The 23,768-nt window shown below is 72.9% G+C and carries 22 protein-coding genes and 1 pseudogene; 11 read left to right on the top strand and 12 right to left on the bottom strand.

Annotated features, from left to right (window positions below; translation table 11 throughout):
• Together ACFW2E_RS13870 and ACFW2E_RS13865 are read right to left on the bottom strand one after the other, a co-directional pair.
• Positions 1-1,186 (bottom strand): GAF domain-containing protein (locus tag ACFW2E_RS13870; protein ID WP_384465976.1); only part of this gene is annotated, 1,186 nt, incomplete at its 3' end.
• A 769-nt stretch (positions 1,187-1,955) separates the two neighbouring features.
• Positions 1,956-3,593, bottom strand: a complete 1,638-nt coding sequence (locus ACFW2E_RS13865; protein WP_384465972.1) for an acyl-CoA dehydrogenase family protein — start codon at positions 3,591-3,593, stop codon at positions 1,956-1,958.
• 151 nt (positions 3,594-3,744) lie between these two features.
• Here ACFW2E_RS13865 and ACFW2E_RS13860 point away from each other — a divergent pair, with 151 nt between their 5' ends.
• Positions 3,745-4,908, top strand: a complete 1,164-nt coding sequence (locus ACFW2E_RS13860; protein ID WP_384465970.1) for a YihY/virulence factor BrkB family protein — start codon at positions 3,745-3,747, stop codon at positions 4,906-4,908.
• Between the two features lie 24 nt (positions 4,909-4,932).
• On the opposite strand, the gene ACFW2E_RS13855 is transcribed toward ACFW2E_RS13860, so the two are convergent.
• Positions 4,933-5,772, bottom strand: coding sequence for an NmrA family transcriptional regulator (locus ACFW2E_RS13855; protein ID WP_384465969.1), 840 nt, complete (start codon positions 5,770-5,772; stop codon positions 4,933-4,935).
• 169 nt (positions 5,773-5,941) lie between these two features.
• Here ACFW2E_RS13855 and ACFW2E_RS13850 point away from each other — a divergent pair.
• Positions 5,942-6,863: pseudogene (locus tag ACFW2E_RS13850) on the top strand (AraC family transcriptional regulator).
• A gap of 10 nt (positions 6,864-6,873) precedes the next feature.
• A complete protein-coding gene (locus tag ACFW2E_RS13845) occupies positions 6,874-7,563 on the top strand; it encodes a helix-turn-helix domain-containing protein (RefSeq protein WP_384465967.1) in 690 nt (229 codons plus the stop codon).
• Here ACFW2E_RS13845 and ACFW2E_RS13840 read toward each other — a convergent pair.
• Both ACFW2E_RS13840 and ACFW2E_RS13835 read right to left on the bottom strand, forming a co-directional pair.
• Entirely contained in the window at positions 7,534-7,947 is a 414-nt protein-coding gene (locus ACFW2E_RS13840; RefSeq protein ID WP_384465965.1) for a VOC family protein, read from the bottom strand. The genes ACFW2E_RS13845 and ACFW2E_RS13840 overlap by 30 nt on opposite strands.
• A 307-nt stretch (positions 7,948-8,254) precedes the next feature.
• A complete protein-coding gene (locus tag ACFW2E_RS13835; RefSeq protein WP_384465963.1) occupies positions 8,255-8,887 on the bottom strand; it encodes a VOC family protein in 633 nt (210 codons plus the stop codon).
• A 73-nt stretch (positions 8,888-8,960) separates the two neighbouring features.
• Between ACFW2E_RS13835 and ACFW2E_RS13830 the strand changes: the two genes are divergently transcribed.
• On the top strand, positions 8,961-9,518 hold the full coding sequence (locus ACFW2E_RS13830) for a membrane lipoprotein (RefSeq protein WP_384465961.1): 558 nt from the start codon (positions 8,961-8,963) through the stop codon (positions 9,516-9,518).
• Here ACFW2E_RS13830 and ACFW2E_RS13825 read toward each other — a convergent pair.
• Positions 9,515-9,697: a DUF397 domain-containing protein gene (locus tag ACFW2E_RS13825; RefSeq protein WP_384465959.1), complete on the bottom strand. Its 183-nt coding sequence runs from the start codon at positions 9,695-9,697 to the stop codon at positions 9,515-9,517. The genes ACFW2E_RS13830 and ACFW2E_RS13825 overlap by 4 nt on opposite strands.
• Complete coding sequence (locus ACFW2E_RS13820; RefSeq protein ID WP_384465957.1) at positions 9,694-10,518, bottom strand: Scr1 family TA system antitoxin-like transcriptional regulator; 825 nt, start codon at positions 10,516-10,518, stop codon at positions 9,694-9,696. The genes ACFW2E_RS13825 and ACFW2E_RS13820 overlap by 4 nt, the downstream gene beginning before the upstream one ends.
• A 73-nt stretch (positions 10,519-10,591) precedes the next feature.
• Between ACFW2E_RS13820 and ACFW2E_RS13815 the strand changes: the two genes are divergently transcribed.
• The 3 genes from ACFW2E_RS13815 (at position 10,592) to ACFW2E_RS13805 (ending at position 12,503) form a co-directional block, all read left to right on the top strand.
• Positions 10,592-11,248 (top strand): ThuA domain-containing protein, encoded by a 657-nt coding sequence (locus ACFW2E_RS13815; RefSeq protein WP_384465974.1) that lies wholly within the window; start codon positions 10,592-10,594, stop codon positions 11,246-11,248.
• 122 nt (positions 11,249-11,370) lie between these two features.
• Entirely contained in the window at positions 11,371-12,249 is an 879-nt protein-coding gene (locus ACFW2E_RS13810) for an oxaloacetate decarboxylase (protein ID WP_384465955.1), read from the top strand.
• Entirely contained in the window at positions 12,246-12,503 is a 258-nt protein-coding gene (locus tag ACFW2E_RS13805) for a hypothetical protein (protein WP_384465953.1), read from the top strand. Before ACFW2E_RS13810 ends, ACFW2E_RS13805 begins: the two co-directional genes overlap by 4 nt.
• Positions 12,504-12,580: 77 nt before the next feature.
• Here the strand turns inward: ACFW2E_RS13805 and ACFW2E_RS13800 are convergent, their stop codons facing one another.
• Complete coding sequence (locus ACFW2E_RS13800; RefSeq protein WP_384465951.1) at positions 12,581-13,636, bottom strand: LacI family DNA-binding transcriptional regulator; 1,056 nt, start codon at positions 13,634-13,636, stop codon at positions 12,581-12,583.
• Positions 13,637-13,960: 324 nt separating this feature from the next.
• On the opposite strand from ACFW2E_RS13800, the gene ACFW2E_RS13795 reads away from it, so the two are divergent.
• Positions 13,961-15,538 (top strand): carboxylesterase/lipase family protein, encoded by a 1,578-nt coding sequence (locus ACFW2E_RS13795; protein ID WP_384465949.1) that lies wholly within the window; start codon positions 13,961-13,963, stop codon positions 15,536-15,538.
• 27 nt (positions 15,539-15,565) lie between these two features.
• Here ACFW2E_RS13795 and mmuM read toward each other — a convergent pair whose 3' ends face one another.
• The 4 genes from mmuM to ACFW2E_RS13775 all read right to left on the bottom strand — a co-directional run bounded on the left by mmuM (position 15,566) and on the right by ACFW2E_RS13775 (position 20,376).
• Positions 15,566-16,510 (bottom strand): homocysteine S-methyltransferase, encoded by a 945-nt coding sequence (mmuM, locus tag ACFW2E_RS13790; RefSeq protein ID WP_384465947.1) that lies wholly within the window; start codon positions 16,508-16,510, stop codon positions 15,566-15,568.
• 241 nt (positions 16,511-16,751) lie between these two features.
• Positions 16,752-17,960: an alpha/beta hydrolase family protein gene (locus ACFW2E_RS13785; RefSeq protein ID WP_384465945.1), complete on the bottom strand. Its 1,209-nt coding sequence runs from the start codon at positions 17,958-17,960 to the stop codon at positions 16,752-16,754.
• 89 nt (positions 17,961-18,049) lie between these two features.
• Positions 18,050-18,733, bottom strand: coding sequence for a LuxR C-terminal-related transcriptional regulator (locus ACFW2E_RS13780; protein ID WP_384465943.1), 684 nt, complete (start codon positions 18,731-18,733; stop codon positions 18,050-18,052).
• The gene (locus tag ACFW2E_RS13775; protein ID WP_384465941.1) at positions 18,724-20,376 is read right to left on the bottom strand and encodes a sensor histidine kinase; all 1,653 of its coding nucleotides are present in this window, start codon (positions 20,374-20,376) and stop codon (positions 18,724-18,726) included. Before ACFW2E_RS13775 ends, ACFW2E_RS13780 begins: the two co-directional genes overlap by 10 nt.
• A gap of 744 nt (positions 20,377-21,120) precedes the next feature.
• Here ACFW2E_RS13775 and ACFW2E_RS13770 point away from each other — a divergent pair.
• From ACFW2E_RS13770 to ACFW2E_RS13760, 3 genes are all read left to right on the top strand, one after another.
• Positions 21,121-22,839: a DUF2264 domain-containing protein gene (locus ACFW2E_RS13770; protein WP_384465939.1), complete on the top strand. Its 1,719-nt coding sequence runs from the start codon at positions 21,121-21,123 to the stop codon at positions 22,837-22,839.
• Between the two features lie 112 nt (positions 22,840-22,951).
• A complete protein-coding gene (locus ACFW2E_RS13765; RefSeq protein ID WP_384465937.1) occupies positions 22,952-23,320 on the top strand; it encodes a VOC family protein in 369 nt (122 codons plus the stop codon).
• Positions 23,321-23,371: 51 nt separating this feature from the next.
• Positions 23,372-23,713, top strand: a complete 342-nt coding sequence (locus tag ACFW2E_RS13760) for a hypothetical protein (RefSeq protein ID WP_384465935.1) — start codon at positions 23,372-23,374, stop codon at positions 23,711-23,713.
• Positions 23,714-23,768: the final 55 nt, after the last annotated feature.

Genomic DNA, 23,768 nt, shown 5'->3' with positions numbered 1-23,768 from the left:
GGCACCAGCACCGGCGGGCGGCCGACCGGTGTAGGCGGCTCCCCTGTTCGCTCGGCGGTACAACAGAACCTGCACGCCCGAAGCCGGAGGGCGCCCCGCAGCCCCTGCACACGGCGCGCACCCCCCCCCCCCGCCCCCCGCCGCGCCGCCGCCCCCGCCGCCCCGACCACCTTCTCCACCCCCCCGGGGGCGGGGTCCACTTACCCGGCCACCGCCCCCCCCCCCCGCCCGAGACCGCCACCGACCAGCGGCGCGGCTGGGTGAGGTCGAGCACCACGCGGGAGGAAGCGGACGGCGGCGGCTCGTCCACCGCGCGCACCAGCCATCCCCCGGCCAGTGGTTCCACCGAGCACAGCCCCAGCGTCGGCAGCCACCGGCGGCCCGTGGACAGGGACTTGGGCAGCGCGACCCGCCGTACGTAGGGCACCCCCGTGACCGCCGCCGTCCAGCCGTCCCGGTCCAGCACCAGCGCCCGCCCGCCGAGCCGGGCCAGCGCCGGGGCCGCCACCGCCCGCAGCCGCTCCAACGAGGTCAGGTGCAGCTCGCGCAGCCGTGCCTCGGCGAGCTTGGCCACCGAGTCGACCCAGGCGAGCGTGGCCGGATGCACCGTCTCCAGGGGGCCGCTGACGTCGACCACGCCCAGCAGCCTGCCGTCGCGGGGGTCGGTGATCGGGGCGCCCGCACAGGTCCACGACGTGTGCGACCGCGCGAAGTGTTCGGAGGCGAAGACCTGGACGGGCCTGCGCACCACGGCCGGAGTGCCCACACCGTTGGTGCCGACGACGTCCTCCCGCCAGTCCGCGCCCAGTTCGAGACCCAGTCCGTCCGCCCTGCGGAGCACCGGTGAACTGCCCTCCCGCCACAGCACCCGGCCCTCCGCGTCCGCGATCACCATGATGTGCTGCGCGACGTCGGCGACCGAGAGCAGCCCCTCCCGCAGCACCGGCAGCACATGCCGCAGCGGTGACTCCTCCCGCCTGTGCCGCACTTCCTCGGTGCTCAGCAGACCGGACCTGAAGTCCCGGTCCGGGTCGACCCCGTTGCGCAGCATCCGCCCCCAGGACTGCCCGATCACCGGACGAGGCGCGATCCGCGCACGTTCACCCGCGAGAGTCGCCTCCCGCACCTCGCTGAGCAACCTGGCCGCCTGTGCCGCGTCGACGGCGGCGAGTTGCGCCACGTTCATCGGCGGGTTCGCCACTTGGGTCCTCCCGGAAACACTTACGGACACGTGGTTGTCAAGCCGTCCGGGCGGCGGTTTCCGGTCCGACTGCTCGTCTCATAGTGCCGCTCGGCGGCGCGCGGGGAACACGGTCCGCGTATATGTGCCAACAACTTGCAACCCCCTGCAACCCTGGCGAACGCGCGGAGGGTGTCTGAAACTTGAGCAGCGCCGCCCCGGGCGGCGTTCGTGGCCTCGAACGGGGGCCGTGAAGCGGGGGTGGTGCCGTGTCGGCGCAGCACCACCCCTGCGACCTGCCCTCCGGGCGGGGCGGCGTGAGCGGTTCGGCGGGGCCGGAGTGACGGATCCGGCGCGGGCCGAGGCGCGAGGTTCCCGGCGGGGCCGGTGGGTGAGGATCCGGCCGGGCCCCGGTGGACGCGGGGTACGGCGGGTCCGTGGTGCGGGTTCTGGTCGGGCTCGTGGCGGGGAAGCGGCAGGTCCAGGCGCGGCATCCGCCTGCTCCGCTCACGCGGATCCTGCTCGGCCCGGCCCGGGGCGAGGTCGCCCGGTCGAGCGGCCCGGTCTTCGGTGTGGGCTCCGGCCCGGCCGCTCGTCGTGGGTCCGGCCAGGTACGCGGTGTGAATTCCGGCCAGGCCGTCGATCTTGGGTCCGGCTCGGTCCTCGGTGCGGGTTGCGGCCACGCCCGTGGTCACGAGTCCGGCCGGATCCACGCTGTGGCCGCCCCTCAGGAATCCGGCCGGCCCCTCGGCCGCCGGTCCGGTCGAACCGCCGGTCAGGCAACCGGCCGGGCCCGCGTGACCACCGACGTCAGGTCCAGGGTGTGCGGCAGTGTGCCGAACGCCGAGCCCCAGTCGCCGCCCAGCCGGGACGCGCAGAACGCGTCGGCGACCTCCGGTGGGGCGTACCGCACCAGCAGTGAGCCCTGCAGTACGAGCGCCATGCGCTCCACCAGCCGCCGGGCGCGCCCCTCGATGCCCTCCAGGTCTCCGAGCTCGGCCAGCAGGTGCTTCACCGCCGCGTCGAGGCGGTGGTCGGCACCACGGGCCCCGCCGATCTCCAGGAGGTAGGCGTTGAACGCCTCCGGCTCCCGTTGCAGCGCCCGCAGCACGTCCAGCGCCTGGACGTTCCCGGCACCCTCCCAGACGGAGTTGAGCGGCGACTCGCGCACCAGCCGGGGCAGCCCCCACTCCTCGACGTACCCGTTGCCGCCCAGACACTCGGCGGCCTCCACCACCACCGGCGTACAGCGCTTGGTCACCCAGTACTTGGCGGTCGGCACCGCGATCCGCAGGAACGCCCGCTCCTGCGCGCTCCCGTCGTCGTAGGCGGCCGCCAGCCGCAGCGTGAGCGCCGTCGCCGCCTCCGACTCCAGCGCGAGGTCGGCCAGGACATTGCGCATCAGCGGCTTGTCGAGCAGCTTCCCGCCGAACGCCTCGCGGTACGTGCAGTGGTGTATCGCCTGCGCCACGGCCTGCCGCATCAGCCCCGCCGAGCCGAGCGCGCAGTCGAGCCGGGTCGCGGCGACCATCTCGATGATGGTCCGCACCCCGCGCCCCTCCTCGCCGACCCGGCGCGCCCAGGTCCCGTCGAACTCCACCTCGCCGGACGCGTTCGACCGGTTGCCCAGCTTGTCCTTGAGCCGCTGGACGAGGAACGTGTTCCGGGCGCCGTCCTCCAGCACGCGCGGCACCAGGAAACAGGTCAGCCCGCCGTCGGCCTGCGCCAGGACCAGGAACCCGTCGGACATCGGCGCCGAGCAGAACCATTTGTGCCCGGTGAGCTCGTAGGTCCCGTCCTCCGCGAGCGGCCGCGCCACGGTCGTGTTCGCCCGCACGTCGCTGCCGCCCTGCTTCTCGGTCATCCCCATCCCGAAGACGGCCCCGGCCTTCAGCCGCGCCGGCCGCAGCTCACGCTCGTAGACCGTGGACGTCAGCCGTGGCTCCCACTCGGCGGCAAGCTCCGGATCGGCCCGCAGCGCGGGGACCGCCGCGTGCGTCATCGACAGCGGACAGCAGTTGCCCGCCTCCACCTGGGTCCACACCAGGAACCCGGCCGCCCGACGCACGTGCCCCGCCGGACGCGCCCAGGCCGTGGTCAGCCCCGACCCGACCCCCTTGCCCAGCAGCCGGTGCCAGGCCGGATGGAACTCGACCTCGTCGATCCGGTTGCCGTACCGGTCGTACGTGCGCAGCCGCGGCGGGTTCTCGTTCGCCTGCACCCCCCACTCCTGCACCTGCGCCGAGCCCGCGCTGCGGCCGAGCGCGGACAGCTCGTCGAGCACCTCGTCGAGCAGACCGGCCTCGGTGTGCCGCTCGACCGCCTCCACCAGGGCGCGGTCGGCGCCGAAGACGTCGTATCCGACCAGCGGCGGAGGCTGGTTCGTCACGGTATGAGTCGTGGTGCGTGCCATGTCTGCGAACCTGCCCGGGGCCGACGACGGTGGTCACCAGACTGACACAGAGCCCGGACCGGACGCGTCCGCTCGGCTCGATGCCCCCGGACCCTTCCGGTGATCACCCCGCAAGGTGAGTACCGTGCGGTACGGCGGATACCTTTAGGTCGTGCAGCCAGCAAGCGAACCCCCCGAGCGGCCGGCCGGTCGGCTCCACCGGGCCCGAGCCCTCTACCGGAACGTCTCCAAGCGCAGGACCGCCTGGCTGCTGCTGAAGGACACCGTCAATTCGTGCATGGAGTACCGCATCCTCGGTCTCGCGGCCGAGGCGGCGTTCTTCACCCTGCTGTCGGTCCCGCCCCTGCTGCTCAGCCTCATCGGGCTGCTCGGCTACGTCGACGACTGGACCGGCGCGGACACCATCGCCAGCCTCGAGAACAACCTGCTGGAGGCGTCCCGCACCGTCCTGTCCGACAAGGGCGTACGGGAGATCGCCGAGCCGATCCTGCACGACGTGATGAAGGGCGGCCGCCCCGACGTCATCTCCATCGGCTTCCTGTTCGCCCTGTGGTCGGGCTCCCGCGCGGTGAACGTCTTCATCGACACGATCACCGTGATGTACGGCCTCGACGGCGTCCGGGGCATCGTCAGGACCCGGATCATGGCGTTCCTGCTGTTCATCGTGGCCCTGCTGATCGGCTCGGTGGCGCTGCCGCTGATGGTGGCGGGTCCGGACGCGGTGGTGCGGATCGTGCCGTGGTCGGAGACGGTCGTACAGGTCCTGTACTGGCCGGTCGTGATCATCCTGTCGATCGCCTTCCTGACGACGCTCTACCACGTGTCCGTGCCCGTCCGGTCCCCGTGGATCGAGGACGTGCCCGGCGCGCTGGTCGCCCTGGCCATGTGGGTCCTGGGCAGCTTCCTGCTGCGCATCTACCTCACGAACACCATCGAGGGCGCCACGATCTACGGCTCGCTCGCCGCCGCCGTCGCCGTACTCCTGTGGATCGGCGTGTCCGCCTTCGCGGTGCTGGTCGGCGCGGCGGTGAACGCGGCGATCGACCGGGTCTGGCCGGCCGCCGCCACGGCCGCGGCCCGCGCCGCCAACGAGCGGATGCGCGAGGCGGAGGTCGCCGAGTACGTCGCCCGGGTCGCCGCGGCCCGCGAGGCCGACCCCGACGACCCCGACATGCCGTCCGAGTTCCCGGAACGCTGGTCCCGGTTCCTGCCCCCCGAGGACGTGACGGCGCGCCTGCGCACCCATGTGAAGAGCACCCACCACCCGCACAACGGGCACAAGGGGACCGGCGACGGGACGGCGCAGGACAAGTGAGCCCGCGGCGGCCGTGACCACCGGCTACCGCTTCCAGACCCCGGCCGCCGCGCCCTCCCGGGCGAAGTCCGCGAAGTCGCGAGGCGCCCGCCCCAGCACCTCCCGCACCCCGTCGGTGAGGTACGAGTTCCGTCCGTCGAGCAGCGACTCGAACAGGTCCACCAGGAACTCGACCTCCTCGGCCGGCACCCCGGACCCGGCCAGGTGCTCCCCGTACTCCCGGGCCGGCACCGGCCGGTAGGTCAGCGCGCGTCCCGTCGCCGCCGCGATCTCCGCTACCGCCTCCCCGAAGGTCAGCAGCCGGGGCCCGGTGATCGCCAGGGCCCGACCCACGTACCGGTCGTCCTCCGCGGTCAGCACCGCCACCACCACGTCCGCGATGTCCCGCACGTCGATGAACGGCTCGCGCACCTCACCGCCCGGGAACACCAGCTCCCCGCTCTCCCGCAGCCCCTCCACCAGCGGGCCCTCGCTGAAGTTCTGTGCGAACCACGCGGCCCGTACGACCGTCCAGTCCGCCCACGACTCGCGCAGCGCCTCCTCCGTCGGCCGTGCGGCCTCCTCGCCCCGCGAGGACAGCAGCACCAGCCGTCGTACACCGAGGGAGACCGCCTCGTGCGCGAGCAGCCCCACCGCCAGGGCCGCCTCCGGCGAGCCCACGTCCGGCGGGTACACCAGGTACGCCCCGTCGGCGCCCCGCAGGGTGTCCGCCCAGGTCGACCGGTCCCGCCAGTCGAAGCCCCGCGTCCGTGAGGCCTCCCGCACGGTCAGCCCCGCAGCCCGTGCGGCCTCCGCCACCCGGCGACCGGTACGGCCCGACGACCCCGTCACCACCACCGTCATCTTCCGCGTGTTCTGTGCCATGCCATCGAGTCAACTCCGGCCCGCCCCGGGCGACCATCGCTGAACGGCACGTTCCCATGTCCGCGCGTCTACGCCGCCCCCCCATGGACGCTCCCCCTCACTCGAACATGCTCACGCGGGGGACCACCTTGCAGGCCTGCTGGAGGGGCCCCGCGAGCGTGGCGCCTTCATGGTCGGGGCGTGCATCGACCCTCCCTGGGCCGTGCGGGTGGAGGACCGCGCCCCGCTCACGGTGATGCTCATGGTCCGCGGCGACGCGTGGGTCGTGCCGGACGCCCGCGGCGAGCGGGTCCGGCTGAGGGCCGGTGACCTCGCCATGGCCCGCGGCCCGGACCCGTACACCTGTGCGGACGCCCCGGGCGCGGCCGCGCAGGCTCTGATCCTGCCGGGCGGCGAGTGCCGCCACCGCGACGGGACCTTCCCGCAGGGCTCCATGGACCTGGGCGTACGCACCTGGGGCGACCGTCCCGACGGCTCCACGGTCCTGCTCATCGGCACGTACCTCATGCGGGGCGAGATCAGCGGCCGGCTGCTGGTCACTCCCCCACGCTCGAATGTCCTCGCGCGGGGGCACCCCCATCACCGCTCCTCTCCCTCGCCTCCGACGTCTGGCCGTGCCCGCTCACCCCGCTCCTCATGGAGGAGGTCGTGCGCGACGAACCGGTCCAGGAGGTCGTGCTCGACCGCCTCCTCGACCTGCTGGTGATCGCCGCGCTCCGGGCCTGGTTCTCCCGCCCGGGCGCGGAGGCCCCCGCCTGGTACCGGGCACTGGCCGACCCGGTCGTCGGCCGTGCCCTGCGCCTGCTCCAGGGCGCTCCGGCACACCCCTGGACCGTGGCGTCCCTCGCCGCCGGGGCCGGTGTGTCGCGGGCGGCGCCGGCCCGCCGCTTCACGGACCCGGTGGGGGAGCCGCCCATGTCCTGCCTCGCCGGCCGGCGCCTCGCCCCGCCGCCGACCGGCTCCGCGACTCCGACGACACCGTCGGCGCCATAGCCCGCCAGGTCGGCTACGGCACCGCCTTCGCGCTCTCCTGCGCCTTCAAGCGGGTGTGCGTGATCAGCCCTCGGGAGCACCGGACACGCGCGGCGTAGCCTGGCGTACGTGTACGAGGAGCGGGCTTCCCGGCTCACCGGCGCCGTCGTGTGGCGGCGCACCCTGGAGGATCCCGCCGTCCGGCCGGTGCTGCCCGACGGCTGCATGGACCTGCTCTGGAACGAGGGACGACTGCTTGTCGCGGGCCCGGACACACGCGCGTACGTCCCCGGGGGCCCGCTCGCGCGCTGGGCGGGCGTCCGTTTCCGTCCCGGCACCGCGCCCGCCGTCCTGGGCGTTCCGGCGCACGAACTGCGGGACCGTCGCGTGCAGTTGGCCGACCTGTGGCCCGCCGCGGAGGTGCGACGCCTGCGCGCCCGGCTGGAGGCGGCGCCGGAGCCCGCGACCGCGCTGGAGGAGATCGCGCTGGAGCGGGCCTCCGACGCGGACCCGCCCGCCCCCTTCCTCGCCGGGCTGGTCGCGGCCCTGGAAGCCGGTCGCCCCGTTGCCTCTGTCGCCGACGAACTGGGCCTGGGCTCACGCCAGCTGCACCGCCGTTGCCTGGTCGCCTTCGGCTACGGCGCCAAGACGCTGGCCCGGATCCTGCGGATGCGGAAGGCGCTCGCACTGGCCCGCGCCGGGGTGCCCTTCGCGGAGACGGCGGCGCGGGCCGGCTACGCGGACCAGCCCCATCTGTCCCGTGACGTGCGGGAGTTGACGGGCATGACGCTAGGCGAGCTGGTCGGACCCGGCCGATAGCGGCGCGAACAGGTCGACGCCGTTGCCGTCGGGGTCGTGCACCGTCGCGTAACGCTGCCCCCAGAAGGCGTCCCACGGCTTGAGCTCCCCGTGGTACCCCGCCCCCACCAGGTCCTCGTACACGGCGTCCACCTCGGCGGGCGACCCGCACCGGAAGGCGAGCCCCACCCGCCCGCCACCGGCCGGCGGGCGCCACCCGGCGTGGAAGGAACGAATGGTCTTCTCGTTGTCCAGAGCGAGGATCAGCCCACCGGGCAACTCGGCCTCGACATGAGGCTGATCCTCGGCACCGTCGGGGAAGACGAGCCCGAGGCGACGGTAGAAGGCGAGCGAGGCGGCCAGGTCGGAGGCCACCACACCGATCACGGCGAATCGTGGAGTCATGCGGCCACGGTAGGCGGGCCGGAGGCCGCCGGTCTTGTACGAATCGGACGTGAGGGCCTGGACGTCAAGTGACCTTTTTCCAGTCGAGTTGGTTGATCGACGTACGGTTGGCGCGCATCTCTGCGGCCTCGAAGCCCAAGTACATCAACGTCGGCGACAAGGTCCTCGCTACCGACCCGAAAACGGGCAGAACGGTAGCTCGCAAGGTATGAGAAAGTCAGTCCCGATCAGATTGGGCGGGCTGGTCGTATCGTTTCCTGAGCTCGGCTCCGAGCCCTCTGCCGACGTGCCGCACTGCTTCTGTGAGCTAGCCGAAGGTTACGAGCCCATTGGGTGTCTCCACGGTGAAGGAGAAGCCCACTGGCCCCTCGCTGAGACGGAGTTCGGTGTCCAGGGCGGACAGCAGGACGCGGATCTCGTCCGGGTCGGGGGCCGTGGCCGTGACCTCCACCAGGGGTGTGACGGGCAGGCCCGAGGCGGACGGGTGGAGCGAGGAGCCCCAGTCGATGAGGAACGGCACCAGGCCGGAGGGGTGCGCGGTGTCGCTGCCGGTCAGCCGCCATTCCAGCAGGGTGCCGTCGGGTCTGCGGCGGCTCATCGGGTGCGGTGAGCCGGGGTCGTAGCCCCGGGCACGCGCGGCCGCGACCGCCGCGTCCAGGTCCGGCGGGCTGATCGCCCAGGTCACGGTGCACGCGCCGGTGAGGCCGCCGACGCCGAAGGGGCGGGCGCCCCCCGGCAGCGACTGCTCCGGATCCGGTCCGATGATCTCCAGATAGCTGCCGCCGCCCAGCGACACGAGATGGTTGCGGGTACCCAGGTCCGGGTGGGCGCCGCCGACGGCTGGTGTCACACCGGTCCGCCTGGCGAACTCGGCGACCGTCGACGCGAGATCGGGGGTCGCCAGCACGAGGTGGTCCAGAAGCGGGGGGATGGCATTCATTCCGGCCGAGGCTAGGCGTGCCGGTGTCCCACGTTCAAGGGACATGCCCCACGGAAAACGACAAGATGGATCCATGATCCGTACCGTGCGCGCCCTGCCGCTGTTACTCCTCCTCCCCGCCCTGCTCACCGGCTGCGGCACGGAGAAGGCCGACGCCGGAGCCGGGGGAGGATCCTCGTCCGCGACTCCCGATGCCTCCGAACTCAACTCCCGCGTCCGTGCGTTGGGAGTTGCCCCGGAACTCGTCTACGTCACCGGGGCGTCCGGCTTCACCCCCGCCCAGCAGTCCGTCGGCGTCAACGGGGACGACGGCTTCTCCGTCTCCTACTGGTCCAAGAGCGGCGGCGTCCTTCATCTCTACTCCGACCGTGGCACGGTGACGCCCGCCGTCTGTCCCGAGGAGGAGGAGTGCGTCGCCCCGAAGAAGGGGCAGGTCGTACACATCAGCGGCGAGAAGGTCTCCCGCGAGGTCCTGCGCGAGGCGGCCCGTGCCGTTCACCGCCCCTCGGCCGAGGAACTTGCCGCAATCCTGCCGTCACCCGCGGCGACGCCCACTGAGCCGGTTCGGCGGGGCGACCTTCCCTCGTACGGGGACGGGGCGCCCGACAACAGTGTGGGGGAGGGGGGTTAAGCCCTCGGCAGCTTCAGGAAGGCCGTCCAAGCGGAGGGGGAGACCGTGAGGTGAGGGGTGGTGGGGGTCTTGGAATCGCGGATGTGGATGATGGCGGGCTGGAGGGCGACTTCGAGACATGCGCCCCCCTCGCCGCTGCTGTAGCTCGACTTGAACCACTCAAGTGCGGTGTCGCTCATCGCTCTCCCAGAAGACGGTCCAACAGGTCCCTGGTGTCCTCGGTGTTGAGGGCCTGCGTTCGCAGCATCGCATACTTCTGGGTAAGGATCCCCACCTCGTCGGGAGCGGCGATCAAGGTGCTGCCGCGTTGGCTCTCGCTGTACGCGAGACGCTGGTAATCGGGGGTCTCCAACAGGATGAACGGGCCTTCGAGCCCGGCGTGCGAGGTGCGCCCCAGCGGCATGACCTGCACTGCGGTTGCGGGCATTTCGGCGTACTCCCGCAGGTGCCGCAGTTGTTCGAGGTACACCTCCCTCCCGCCCAACTGGTCTCGTAGCGCCGCTTCCCAGATCACGAAGCTCGCCGTCGGCGGCACCTTGCGGTGCAGAATCTCCCGTCGCCCGACGCGCGCTGCGACGAGCTGCTCGATCTCGTCCACGTCGTACACCGGCACGCGGCTGCGGAAGACGGCCCGCGCGTACGCCTCCGTCTGCAAGAGGCCAGGCACCAGGAGGCTCTCGTACCACGAGATCACGGTCGCTTCACGCTCCCGATCCAGGAACTCCTCCGCCCACAACGGAACCAGATCCACCTCCGGCATCCTGCTGAGTGCCACCGACAACGCGCCCTTGGTGTCCAGGAGTTCGTCGAGCTGCTCGGCGAGGTCCGGCTTCAGTGGCCGTCTGCCCTGCTCGATCGACGCGATCTGCTGCTCGCCGACGACGAAATGCTCACCCAGTGACCTCTGCGTGTATCCGGCGGCCTCGCGGTGGAGGGCGAGCAGGGCGCCCACCATCCTCATCGCCGAGGCGTTCCTCCGTGCCCGTCGAGTCGTGCCCATGTGGCTCATGATGGAGACGGAGGGTGACGCCCGGAGTGCGAACATCGAAATCTCCACCCAGGAGGAACCGGGAGTGATTCCGCGACTGCTCGTCTACACCCGCACCACCGCCTACCGCCACGAATCCATACCGGCCGCCGTCACCGCCGTACGGACGTTCGACGGCTTCGAGGTGGACACCACCGAGGACCCGGCAGTCCTGGAAGCCCCGCTGGAGGCGTGCGCGGCCGTCGTCTTCCTCTCGACCAGTGGGGAGGTGCTGACCCCGGCCGGGCGGGAGCGGCTCGCCGGGTACGTGGAGTCGGGCGGGGGGTTCGTCGGCGTGCACGCGGCCGCCTGTACGGAGTACGAGTGGCCGTACTACGGCGAACTGCTCGGCGCCCGATTCGCCCGGCACCCCGCTCTCCAGCCGGGCAGGGCCGTCGTCGAGGACGGGGGTCATCCCGCCACCCGGGACCTGCCCGCCGTCTGGGACTTCACCGACGAGTGGTACGACTTCCGGACCAACCCGCGAGGCGCGGTGCGTGTGCTCGTACGTGCGGACGAGGCGTCGTACGACGGGGGTGGCATGGGGGAGGACCATCCGCTCGCCTGGTGTCGCCGGCAGGGGGCGGGCCGGGTGTTCTACACGGCCCTGGGGCACGCCTCGCAGGCCTACGCCGACCCGGAGTTCCTCGCCCATCTGCGCGGTGGAATCGCCTGGGCGGCGGGGCTCGACGGGGATCAGTGACGTTTCTCCGGTGAACCGGATGCGCCATCGGGGTGAGTAAAGGCCGCGTAGGGGGAGAGTCACGCGGACATCTAGGGATCCTTTTGTCCTGGCAAAGGGCCATCCACAGGAGGAGCCAGACGGTGACTTACGGAAAGAAGCTGCGCGAGCAGATCGCCGGACCGGGGACGACCCCGCTGATCGGCGTGTACGACATGTACTCGGCCTCCATCGCGGCCAAGCACTACGACGGGATGTTCGTCTCCGGCTTCGGTTTCGCGGCCTCGTACTACGGGCTGCCGGACATCGGCTTCATCGCCTGGCCGGACATGGTGGCGTTCGTCCAGCGGTTGCGCGGCGCGTTCCCTCGCCACCATCTGCTGGTGGACATCGACGACGGGTACGTCGACCCCGAGGTCGCCTGCCACGTCGTGGAGGGGCTGGAGCGGATCGGTGCCTCCGGCGTGATCCTGGAGGACCAGAAGCGGCCGCGCCGCTGCGGGCACGCCGACGGCAAGCAGGTGCTGCCGCTGGACGAGTACCTGGAGAAGCTGGAGAAGGTACTGGCGACCCGTCAGGACCTGGTGGTCGTGGCCCGTACGGACGCCACGGACGAGCACGACATCCTGTACCGCGCCGAGCGGCTCGCGGCCACGGACGCCGACGTGGTCCTGGTCGACGGTGTGCGCAGCGTCGACTGGATCGAGCGGATCCGCAAGGTCGTCGGCGACAAGCCGCTGCTGTTCAACCAGATCGCCGGCGGCAAGTCGCCCCGGCTGTCGCTGAGCGAGCTGGACGCGCTCGGCGTCGACGTCGCGATCTACAGCACCCCCTGCCTGTTCGCCGCGCACGAGGCGATGGACTCGGCGCTGAGCGAGCTGAAGGCGGCGGACGGGCGGCTGCCCCAGGTGGACGCGGCGAGCGGCGTCGGCGTGAAGGCGTCCACGAGCCTGCTGGAGCGGAACATCGCCCGTGACCGGCTCGACGAGCCCGAGCCCGAGCCCGAGGGCGTGGGCGCGTGACGCGTGCCGGATCCCGGCTGCGGACGGCCACGGTCGTGGCGGCGGCGCTCCTCGGTGCCGCCGCCGCGCCTGCGGCCGCGGACGGAGGTCTCGTCACCGTCATCGACAACCGGCAGGCCGACTCGATCCTCGAAGTCGACCGCACCGCCAACGTCCAGACGGGCAGCGGCACCGCCGGCAGTGACCACGACGGGAGCGCCGTCGACCTGATGGAGGCACTCGTCGGAGCGGCCGACCGGGACGGCGAGGACTGAACGGCGGGACGAGGAGTCGGGAGAAGGAACGAGGCGGCGGCCGGGTAGCCCGTGCGGGGAGCGTCCGGCCGCCGCCCTCAGTCCTCGCCGACGGCGGGCGGCGCGGCCGTACTCGCCCGCCGGACCAGCCGGGTCGACAGCTCCGTACGCGTCCCCTCCGGGCGCTCGCCCTGCATCATCCGCACCAGCAGGCGCAGGGCCGTCGCCGCCATCTCCGACAGCGGCTGGCGGACCGTGGTCAGCGCCGGAGCGACCCAGCGGGCCTCGGGCAGGTCGTCGAAGCCGACCACACTCATGTCGTCGGGCACCCGCAGCCCGCGCTCGGCCAGCGCCGCGTACACCCCGAGGGCCATCCGGTCCGAGCAGACGAACACGGCCGTCGGCGGCTCGGGCAGGTCCAGCAGCTCCAGCATCCGCAGCCGCGCGGTGGTCTCGTCGAAGCCCGCGTGCCGCACGTACTCGGGCCGCTGCCGCACCCCGGCCGAGGCGAGCGCCGACCGGTAGCCGGCCACCCGGGCGCTGCCGCACATCCTGCGGCGCTGCCCGGCGATCACGGCCACGCGCTCGTGGCCCAGTCCCAGCAGATGCTCGGTCGCGGTCACCCCGCCCTGCCAGTTCGCCGTGCCGACCGACACCGCACCCGGCGGCGGCTCGTGCGCCGGGTCGATCAGCACGTACGGGATGCGGCGGTGGCCGAGCCAGGCGTGCTGTGCCGGGGAGAGCCCGGCCAGGCTGAACAGGACCCCCGACGAGCCGCGCGCCGCCAGCTTGTCCGGCCAGCCCCGCTCCGGTCGGCCCGCCCCGGTCCCGGGTCGCCCGGCCGAGACCAGCACCTCCAGACCCGCCTCGTGCGCCGCCTCCTCCACCCCGTGCAGCACCGCGCCCGACCGGGAGCTGTCCAGCGAGTGCACGACGACGTCGACCAGACCCGGCGCCCTGGCCGCGTCGAATCGGGGTCTGCGCACGTAGCCCAGCCGGTCCAGCGCCTCGGTGACCCGGCGGCGTGTCTCCGGTGCCACGTCCTCCCGGCCGTTGACCACCTTCGACGCCGTCGGCACCGACACCCCGGCCTCGCGGGCCACCACCGCCAGTGTCGGACCGGGCGCCACGCTCGTGCTCCCCGCACGGACCATCGCCGGACCCCGCCTCTCCGGCCCGCGCGAGGGCCCTCGAAAGTTGCGACCAAAGACTGCATCCGCGGCCGGTCCGGGGACCATGGCAGAAAGCGCTTCCTACGATAGGCGTGCCTCAACTCGGCGGGAAGCCATGGGGATTCACGGGCTCGCGGGCGGTAGGACTTTCGAAACTTCGAACACGGGGGCGGGTCGGCGTGGTGCCGCGCGGGCCGTCACCCGAACGGCCTCCCGGCCGGGCCGTGCGCCGGAATACCCGGAGCCGATGTGATGCTCTGGATGTACCGGTGCGTGAGCGCGAGCGCGGGAGGAGCTGGTGGGCGGATGACGGCAGACCAGACGGGCCCCGTGGTCAGAACGCCGTACGGAGCGGTGCGCGGCCGCCACGAGCGCGGTGTCGCGGTGTTCCGCGGCATCCCGTACGCGGCCCCGCCCTTCGGGCCCCGCCGGTTCCGCCCGCCCGAGCCGCCCGAGCCGTGGGACGGCGTGCGTGACGCGGGCGCGTTCGGGCCGACCGCGCCGAAACCGCCGTACTCCGGGGCGTTCGCCCACTACCTGTCCGACCCCGTCGTGCCCGGCGACGACTGCCTCAACCTGAACGTCTGGACTCCCGAGCCGGGCCCCTCCGCCCGGCTTCCCGTTCTGCTGTGGCTGCACGGCGGCGCCCTGACCAGGGGCTCCTCGGCGGTACCCGTGTACGACGGGTACGGCTTCGCCCGCGACGGCGTGGTCCTCGTCTCGGTCAACTACCGGCTCGGCGTCGAGGGCTACGGCCTGTTCCCGGACGCACCCCCCAATCCCGGGCTCCGTGACCAGCTGGCCGCGCTCGAATGGGTGCACGAGTCGATAGCGGCCTTCGGCGGCGACCCCGACCGGATCACCGTGGCCGGCCAGTCGGCCGGCGCGATCAGCACCGGCGCCCTGATCGCCGCACCGCCCGCCCAGGGCCTGATCCGCCGTGCCGTGCTGCAGAGCGGGGCGCCGGAGGCCTCGGAGCGCGACAGGGTCCGGCGGATGGTGCGCCGCATGGCGACCCGCCTCAAGATCCCCGCCACCGCCGAGGCCTTCGCCGCCGTCGACCGTGACCTGCTGCTGCGCACCCAGGCCGAGGTGGGGCGGCGCAGCAGCCCCGTCCTGGGCGGTCCCGCGTTCGGGATCGTCGTCGACGGCGACCTCGTCCCGCGCGACCCGCTGGAGGCCCTGGTCGAGGGAGCGGCCGCCCGGGGTGTCGACCTGCTCATGGGCTGGACCCGGGACGAGTACCGCCTCTGGCTGGTGCCGGGCGGCCTCGTGGAACACGTCGACCGGCTCGGCCCGGTCGCTGTCGCCGGGGCCATGGCCCGCTGCCACTGCGGCCACGAGGTGCCGCACGGCTACCGCGCCCTGCACCCCGACTCCGGCACCTCCGAGATCGTCGGCCAGATGGTCACCGACCACCTGCTGCGCCTCCCGCTGCACCGCCTGGCCGACTCCCGCCCCGGAACCTCGCACGTCTACGAGTTCGCCTGGCCCTCCAACCTCCCGGGCCTGCGCTCCTGTCACGCCCTGGAACTCGGGTTCGTCTTCGACACCGGCGACGTCCCGGACTCCGCGAAGCTCGCCGGCGAAGGCGCCCCGCAGGAGCTGTGCGACACCATGCACGCGGCCTGGGTGCGCTTCGTCGCCAGTGGGGACCCAGGCTGGCAGGCGTGGGACGAGTCCCGTCCGGTACAGATCCTGGGCGACGGCCCACCGCACATTGCCCACGGTCCACGAGACGCCGAACTCGCCCTGTGGTCGGCGGCCGAGGCCGTCGCCCCGGAGCCGGACCCGGTCGACGGTGTGCCCGCGACGGTGCGCGGCGCGGAACTCGCCTCCGCCGTACGCCGGTTGCGCCGCTCGGTGGTGACACGCCGGCACTGAGGGCGCCGGCGGAGGGCACGCCCCGGCTCAGGCCGGGGCGCCGGGCCTGATCGCGGCCAGCGTCCGTGCGATCGAGGTGACCGCCCCCGGGCCCACCCGGCAGCAGCCGCCGATCAGACGGGCGCCCGCGTCGCGCCACGCCCCGACCTGGCCGGCCGTGAAGCGGGAGCCGCCGGCCCAGGCGCGTGCCTCGGCGTCCCAGGCCTCGCCGCTGTTGGGATAGACGACGACCGGCTTGCCCGTCACCCGGGCGGCCGTCTCCACCGCGTGCTCCACGTCCTCGGGGGCGCAGCAGTTGACGCCGACCGCGATCACCTCGTCCACCTCGGCGGCCGGCGCGAACGCCTCGTCCAGGGGCTGGCCGGCGCGGGTGCGGTCGCCGGCGACGCTGTACGACAGCCAGGCCGGGACGCCGAGGCCGCGCACCGCCCGCAGCAGCGCCGCCGCCTCGTCGGCGTCCGGCACCGTCTCCAGCGCCAGGACGTCGGGAGCGGCCGCCGCCAGCACCTCCAGCCGGGGGCGGTGGAAGCGCTCCAGTTCGTCGACGCTCAGTCCGTACCGGCCGCGGTACTCCGAGCCGTCGGCGAGCATCGCCCCGTACGGGCCGACCGAGGCCGCCACCCACAGCGGGCGCACGATCCCCTCGTCACGGGCCTGCCGTACCGCCTCCCGGGCCAGCTCCACGCTCAGCGCGAGCAGCCGGGCCGCCCCCGCGCGGTCGATGCCGCGTTTGGCGAAGCCCTCGAAGGTGGCCTGGTAGCCGGCGGTGATCGCCACGTCGGCGCCCGCGGTGAAGTAGGCGAGGTGCGCCTCGGTGACCGCCTCGGGCCGCTCGGCGAGCAGCCGCGCCGACCACAGCTCGTCGCTCAGGTCGTGCCCGGCGGACTCCAGCTGGTTGGACATGCCGCCGTCGAGCACGACCGTCCCGGCGGCGAGGGCTTCGGCGAGGCTGGGAGAGGTGTGGCTGGTCATGCCACGACGCTAGGAGCGTGTCGCAGTAACGGGCAAGCGGACCTGCTGTCCGGGATCGGTGGATCGGTGGATCGGTGCCGGCCGTCGCGTCGGCATCTGTGCGGGTCTGGCGGGTCCTGCCCCGTCAGGTGTCCAGCGGGTGGGGCCCGTGACGGGGCCGGGGAGACCCGACCGGTCAGCTGGTCAGGGCGGCGAGTCCGGCGGTTCGCGACGCGGAGCGTGAGCGCCACGGGCCGTCGCTTCATGGAATGAACTTGACCTCGGGGAAGGCCGCGTTCGGGCCGTCGAGCAGGTGCTCCCGGTGGTGCCGGTGGTGCCGGAGGTGCAGGTCGAAGAACGCGAGCGGGTACGCCTGCTGGATTTGCACCGCCCGGGCGGGACCGAGTGTGCCGATCCAGCCCTGGAGGTCCGCGTCGCTCATCCCGACCGCTCGTGCCAGTTGCGGGATCAGGAACTGGACGTCGCAGTACGACGAGTGCACCGCGCCCTCCGCCTGGATGTTGAGCCGCCATCCCCGCAGGTGCGACCAGAGCTCGGCGACGCTCGGCTGCGTGGCCCGGGGGTACTCGGCGGTCATCAGCATGAACGGCCGGTCCAGGTCGGTGGTGACCATCGGCTGCATCGGCCCGTCGAAGCTCAGACCGGCCCGAACGCGCCGGTCCTCGCTCATCACGAAGGCCGTCGCCGTCGCGCCTTTCGACCAGCCGAACATGCCGATGCGCTGCGGATCGAGGGCGCCGGGCAGGCCGGCCGGCAGCGGCCGGTGTTCGGCGTCCGGGTTGCGCCCGGCCGCGAGGTCCTCGACGCGGTCGAGCACGAATCGGATGTCAGTGGCGAAGTCCCGTGGTGTCAGGGCGGGTACGTCGAGCGGGACCGTGAGCCGGCCGTCGGGGAACTCGCTGAAGGCGTCGTACGTGTGATCCACCGTGACCACCACGTACCCGTGGCTGGCGAGCTCCTGCACCACGATGGTGGTGTCCGCACGTTGATCGTGCGCGCCGTGCGAGAAAACGACGACGGGCAGTCGTCCACCGGTCCGCCGAACCGGCGCGCCCTGGTGGCCGGCCGTGAGTGGCGCCACCGCGACATCGGCAGGAAATCCCGCCGACGCGAGGAGCGCTCGTGTCACGGCCGGAGACGTCCAGCGGGCCAGTGGATACCGTTCGACGCCCCGGGCGGGGTACCAGACGGCGGCCGTCAACTCGCGGTGATGCCCGGGGCCGGCCACCGGATCCGGACGGGAAGCGTCGACGAGGTGCAGGGGCACCGTGCCCACCGGGCAGGGTCCGGTGGGCGCCGGCAGAGTGAGCTGCACCGGGCCCGGGGCGGTCGAAGCCCCCCACGCCTGGTGTGCGGCGCCCGTCGGCACGGCGACCCCAACTGCCAGCGCGGCTGCGAGCATGCGACGGCGGGTCGTTCCTTCTCGGTTCATGAACGGTGTGGTCGTCACGGACCCTCCCTGGGTTTGTGGACAGCACTGGGCTGCGCCCGGTGTTCGGGCCGCCGGCCCAGCCCGGCAGTGGTTCGCTCTTGATCAGCTCAGTGGCTTGACGAAGTGCGGCCTTCACGCTGCACGGACATGAGGTGGGCGAGCACGGCCAGCACCCGGCGGTTGTCGTCGTCGGAGGGGGCGAGCTCCAGCTTGGTGAAGATGCTGGTGCTGTGCTTGGACACGGCCTTCTCGCTGATGAAGAGCCGGTTCGCGATGGCGCTGTTGGAGCGTCCCTCGGCCATGAGCTCAAGCACCTGGCGTTCCCGCTCGGTGAGTGTGGAGAGGGGTTCGCGTTCGCCGCGGCTGCGGCGGCCGAGCAGCTTGGTGACCACTTCGGGGTCCATGACCGTGCCGCCCGCGGCGACCGTACGGATCACGTCGACGAACTGGTCGTCGCTGAACACCCGGTCTTTGAGCAGGTAGCCGACCCCTCCGCGCTGGTCGGCGAGCAGTTCCTGGGCGTAGATCTGCTCGACGTACTGCGACAGGAGCAGGATCGGCAGTCCGGGCATCCGTTCCCGGGCGGAAAGCGCCGCACGCAGCCCGTCGTCGGTGTGGGTGGGCGGCAGCCTGATGTCCACGATCGCGAGGTCCGGCCGGTGCTCCAGCAGCGCGTCGAGCAGACCCGGCGCGCTGTCGGTGGCAGCCACGATCTCGAAACCGCGCGCCTTGAGGAGCCTGACCAGCCCCTCCCGGAGCAGGAAGAGATCTTCCGCGACGACTACGCGCACGGCACCTCCATGACCACGATCGTCGGCCCCCCGGGCGGGCTGCTGACCGCCAGGATGCCGTCGAAGGCCGCCAGCCGTCGCTCCACCCCGGCCAGCCCGGTGCCCCCGGCGGGATCCGCGCCGCCCACCCCGTCGTCGACCACCTCGATGCGCAGCATCCCGTCCGTCCGGGCCATGCGAATCCGAAGACCGTGCGCCGAGGCGTGCCGGACGGCGTTGGTGACCACCTCGGCGACGGCGAAGTAGCAGGCCGACTCCAGCGGGGCGGCGAGCTGCTCGGGCAGATCGATCTCGGTCTCACAGGGCAGGGGCAGGTCCAGTGCGAGCGCCCGGACCGCCTCCCCCAGGCCCCGGTCGGCCAGCATCGGCGGGTGCATCCCTCTGATCAGGCCGCGCAGTTCCTCCAGTGCCGCCGCCGAGGCGACGCGGGCCTCCACGACGAGTGCGGCGGCCTCGTGCGGATCGCTGTGGATCATCTCCTCGGCGACCCTGAGGTTCATCCCGATGGTGACCAGCCGTCCCTGTGCGCCGTCGTGCAGGTCCCGCTCGATCCTGCGCAGTTCCGCGGCCGCGGAACTGACCGCGTCGGCCCGTGTCTCGGTCAGCTCCCGCACCCGCCGGGCCAGCGCCGGGTCCGGCCCCCGACCGAGCAGCCGGCCGGCATCCGCCGGCACGGTCCTCGGCAGCAGCCAGAGCCCGAGGGCCAGCAGCACCGCTCCCTGGATGCCGCCGAGGACCGACGCATGGTGCGCGATCATCTCAAAGGGGAGGGACGGCGCCGGCATGCGCGGGGAGCCGAACTTCCGTACCTCCACCAGGTGTTGTCCGAACCCGCTCTGGGCGACGTCGTATGCCCCGATCCCCACCAGTCCCAGGACGGCCAGGTTCGCCGCCGTCCTGGGCCACCGCACCAGCCCGGCCACGACGGTCGCCAGCAGCGCCAGCCCCACCAGGTAGGCCATCACTGCCGGTCCGATCCCGGTGCCCGGCGGCGCGGACTGCCACAGTTCGAGGCCGAGCAGGTCGCCGGTCATCACCACGACGGCGGGCAGCAGCAGGGCCCAGCGCGCGGACCCAGACGCGTCGGCTCCGGCCAGACGCGCGGGCCTGCCGTTCGCCGGCCGGAGCAGAGCCACACCGGCGAAGGCGGCGAGCACCGGGACGCTCACGCAGCCCACCAGGACATTCAGGGGCGTCAGGCCATAGAAGGCAGAGGAATGCGTGAGCGAATGCGTGAGCCAATACGTCCATTCCAGCAGTTCGCCGGTCACCGCTGCGACCACGGGCAGTACCCACCGCCTGGGCGCGCGCGCCGAGGGAAGCAGCGTGGTGGCCAGCAGGCCGGCCATCAGCAGCGCCGACGCGAGCAGCCCGTCGGGTTGCAGATCCGGCACGGTGACGACGTAGCCGCCCGTTCCGGCGGCGTTGTGCAGGGCGAGCAGCAGCGCCGGCACACTGCCGTACGCGGCCGTACCCACCAGTCCCGCCACGACCGGCCAGCCGATCCGCCCAGCCGGTCGCGCGGTACGCTCCGGCCGGTCTCGCGCCTGCTCCGCCCTGAAGGCCAGCACGGCGCAGACCGCGGTCAACGCCACGAGCACGCCCCCCGGCCAGGGCGCCCCGTCCACCGGAAACGGCCACATATCCGCCCCTCGTCCCGTCTTGCGGGCCACGCGCCGTGGCCCGGAGATCATGCTGCTTCGAGGGGGCTGGCAGGCGCCATGGGCCGAAACCTACTTCCGAGGTAGGCAAACACCTACCCCGACCGGGCAGCCTCTGCCGGAAGTCCCGACCGGAAGGCGAGAGGCGGGACGTGCGGGGACGGACGACCGAGACGGCGCCTCGAACCGATGCTCACCATGATCGGCACGACAGCGGTCTCTTACTGAGACACGGCCCTGGTCAACGGCGGTCCGGTGGTGCCGGGTGGCGCCGGATGTCCATGGGGCCGCTTACTGCCGGGGCGCGACCCGCTTGCGCGTCGCGCCTGCTCGTGTGCGGCGTAAGCCGTTTCCGTTCCGGACCGCCCGGTCGTGCCGCGCTCGAGCGTGGTCGCGACGGCTTTGCGGGTGGTCGCGGCGGTCTGCGGGTGGTCGCGGCGGTCTGCGGGTGGTCGCCGCCTACGACTGGGAGACGGGCGGGACAGACGCCCATAACGGAAAACGGCCGTCGAACGGTGTCTGCATGTGTGATCGCGCGTCGCTGGTTCAGCCGGACGGCACGCCCTGATGCACGGCGCCACGGTCTGCGCGGGCCTGGTGCGCGACGGATTCCTCGCCCGGCATCTGGTGCCGGAGGGCAGGGTGCGGGTGGGATGAAGCCCTGGGGCGTTCCGACCGGAACCGGGGCGCCCCAGGTCCGGCCCCGCTGGAAGGAGCTCACCGCTGATGCGCCTGCCCCCGCCCGACCGCACCCTCAGCCCGCGCACCGGCTTCACCCGCGCCCACCGGGAGTCCGCCGCCGACGCCCTGCTGGCCGCGGTGGAGCCGTACGCCACCGAGGACCGCGCCCTCTACCACCTCCCCGGTGACCACGAGAGCTGGTCGGGCCGGCTCTCCGACGGCCTGGAGGGCTACGCCCGGACACTTCTGCTGGCCGCCTTCCGCCGGGAAGAGACCGTCCTCGGGCGCTACGCCGAGGGTCTCGAAGCCGGGCCCGCCGGGGTCTGGCCGCGCATCGAGGACCGCGGCCAGCCCTTGGTCGAGGCCGCCTCGATCGCCCTCGCCCTGCGGCTGACCCGGCCACTGCTGTGGGACCGGCTGGACGAGCCCGTGCGGGAGCGGGCCGCGGCCTGGCTGGCCGACGCGCTCACGGCCGAACCCTGGCCCTGCAACTGGGAGTTGTTCCCGGTCACCGTCGGCGGCTTCCTCCAGGAGGCCGGGTACGAGGCCGCCGCCGCGCGCAAGGCGATCGAGCGGGGCCTGGAACGCGTCGAGGAGTGGTACGTCGGCGACGGCTGGTACACGGACGGCCCCCGCCGCGCCTTCGACTACTACAACGGCTGGGCCATGCACCTCTACCCGGTGCTGCACGCCTGGCTGGCGGACGACGCGGAGCTGCTCGGCCTCTACGGCGGCCGGCTGGAACGCCATCTCGGCGACTACGCCCGTCTGTTCGGCGGCGACGGCGCCCCGATGCTCCAGGGCCGCTCCCTGACGTACCGCTTCGCGACGACGGCCCCGCTGTGGCTGGGCGCGCTCACCGGCCGTACGCCGCTGGCGCCCGGGGAGACCCGGCGGCTCGCCTCCGGCGCGCTCAAGTACTTCCTCGACCGGGGGGCCGTCGACGAGCGGGGTCTGCTCACCCTCGGCTGGCACGGCCCCGACGAGGCGTTTGTGCAGGGCTATTCGGGCCCGGCGTCCCCGTACTGGGCGAGCAAGGGCTTCCTGGGACTGCTGCTGCCCGCGGACCACGAGGTGTGGACGGCGGCCGAGGAACCGGGACCGGCCGAGCGCGCGGACGCCGTGACGGCGATCGCCGGCCCCAACTGGCTGCTCCAGTCGACGAGTCCGGACCGGCTGGTGCGGCTGCACAACCACGGAAGCGAGGACGCCCGCTACGACCCGTTCTACACGCGGTTCGCCTACTCGACGGTCACACGGCCCCTGGCCTCACCCCCCGACAACGTGGTGACCGTCGCGGGCGACTCCGCCCGCACGGACATCGTCCCGCTGGGGGTGGGTGACGACTGGGCGGCCTCCCGGTGCTCCAAGGCCTCCGGGGCCGAGGTCACCAGCCTGGTGGTGGCCGAGGCGGCGGTGGAGGTGCGGGCCCATCTGGTGGCGGGCGTGGAGCCCGGGGCGCCGGTGCACATCACCGGCTGGGCGCCCGGGGAGGATCAGAGGGCCGAACTGGTGCCCGTCCACAACCTGTCCGGCGAGTCCGTCCTGTCCGGCGTGACCGGCGAGGGGCCCACCCTGTTCGTCGCCCTGGCCCGGCTGACCGGCGAGCCGGACCCCCTGCCCCTCACGGACCTGGTCTGCGTGGAGGTGCGGGGCGGCCTCGAGCTGACCGTCCGCGGGCGGGCCGGCGCGGCGCGAGTGTTCCGGTTCGGGGTGCCGGACGAACGATCCGAAGGCTCGTCGTGGTCGGTGACGCCCTGCTGAGCCTGCCGGTGCGCGACGGGACGGCCGTCGTGCGCGACCGGGCCGCCACCTCCGTGACGCCCCCGCCGAATTGCGTTTTCCTTTTCATCCGGCACCCACAAGAATTCCTGCCATGACTTCCCTGATCCGGCACGTGACGATCGACTGCGCAGACGCCTACGCCCTCGGCAGCTTCTGGTCCCAGGCCCTCGGCCAGCCGCTGCACGAGGACGACAACCCGGGTGATCCCGAGGCGCTGATCGAGGGTGCGGGCCTGCTCTTCGTCACCGTGCCGGACCCCAAGACCGTCAAGAACCGGGTCCACCTGGACCTCCAGCCGCAGGACCGTACCCGTGACGAGGAGGTCGAGCGGCTTCTCGGCCTCGGCGCGACGCTCGTGAACGACCGGCGACGCGAGGACGGCACGGGCTGGGCGGTGCTCGCCGACCCGGAGGGCAACGAGTTCTGCGTGGAGCGCAGCGCTTCGGAACGCGGCAAGTAGGTCCGGGACACTTCGGCGGGCACCGAAACGAGTGGGGCCTAGCGTTCCCGTATGAGCGCAGACACCGCACGCGAGACACCCGCCGGGGCCATCACCGCCATGGTCGACCACGTACTGGCCCTGGCCGCCACCTGGACCGCCTGGGACGGCACACCCGTTCACGCCGACGACCGCGTCCACACCCCGCACAAGGCCGCGCCGGCACCGACCACGTCGTCGCGTACGCACCGGTCGCGGAGGCCGATCGGGCCGAGTCCGCTCCGGCCGGTTCGGCTCGACCGTAGCAAGGGCGACGAGCTCCGCAACGTCATGTCCCAGCCGACCTGCGTCGAGTTGACACGGGTCGCGAGGACGGGCAGGGGGTGGACGGCGGCGAGCCGCTCCTCGGCATGACGGGCACCGGGACCGCGGGCGGGCGCCAGGTGGAGGGCCGGGCAGTGAGTGGCAG

It is taken from the genome of Streptomyces sp. NPDC058964, assembly GCF_042741275.1.
Taxonomy (GTDB): domain Bacteria; phylum Actinomycetota; class Actinomycetes; order Streptomycetales; family Streptomycetaceae; genus Streptomyces.
The sequence above is the reverse complement of the archived record's forward strand: the minus strand, read 5'-3'. Positions and strand labels throughout refer to the sequence as shown.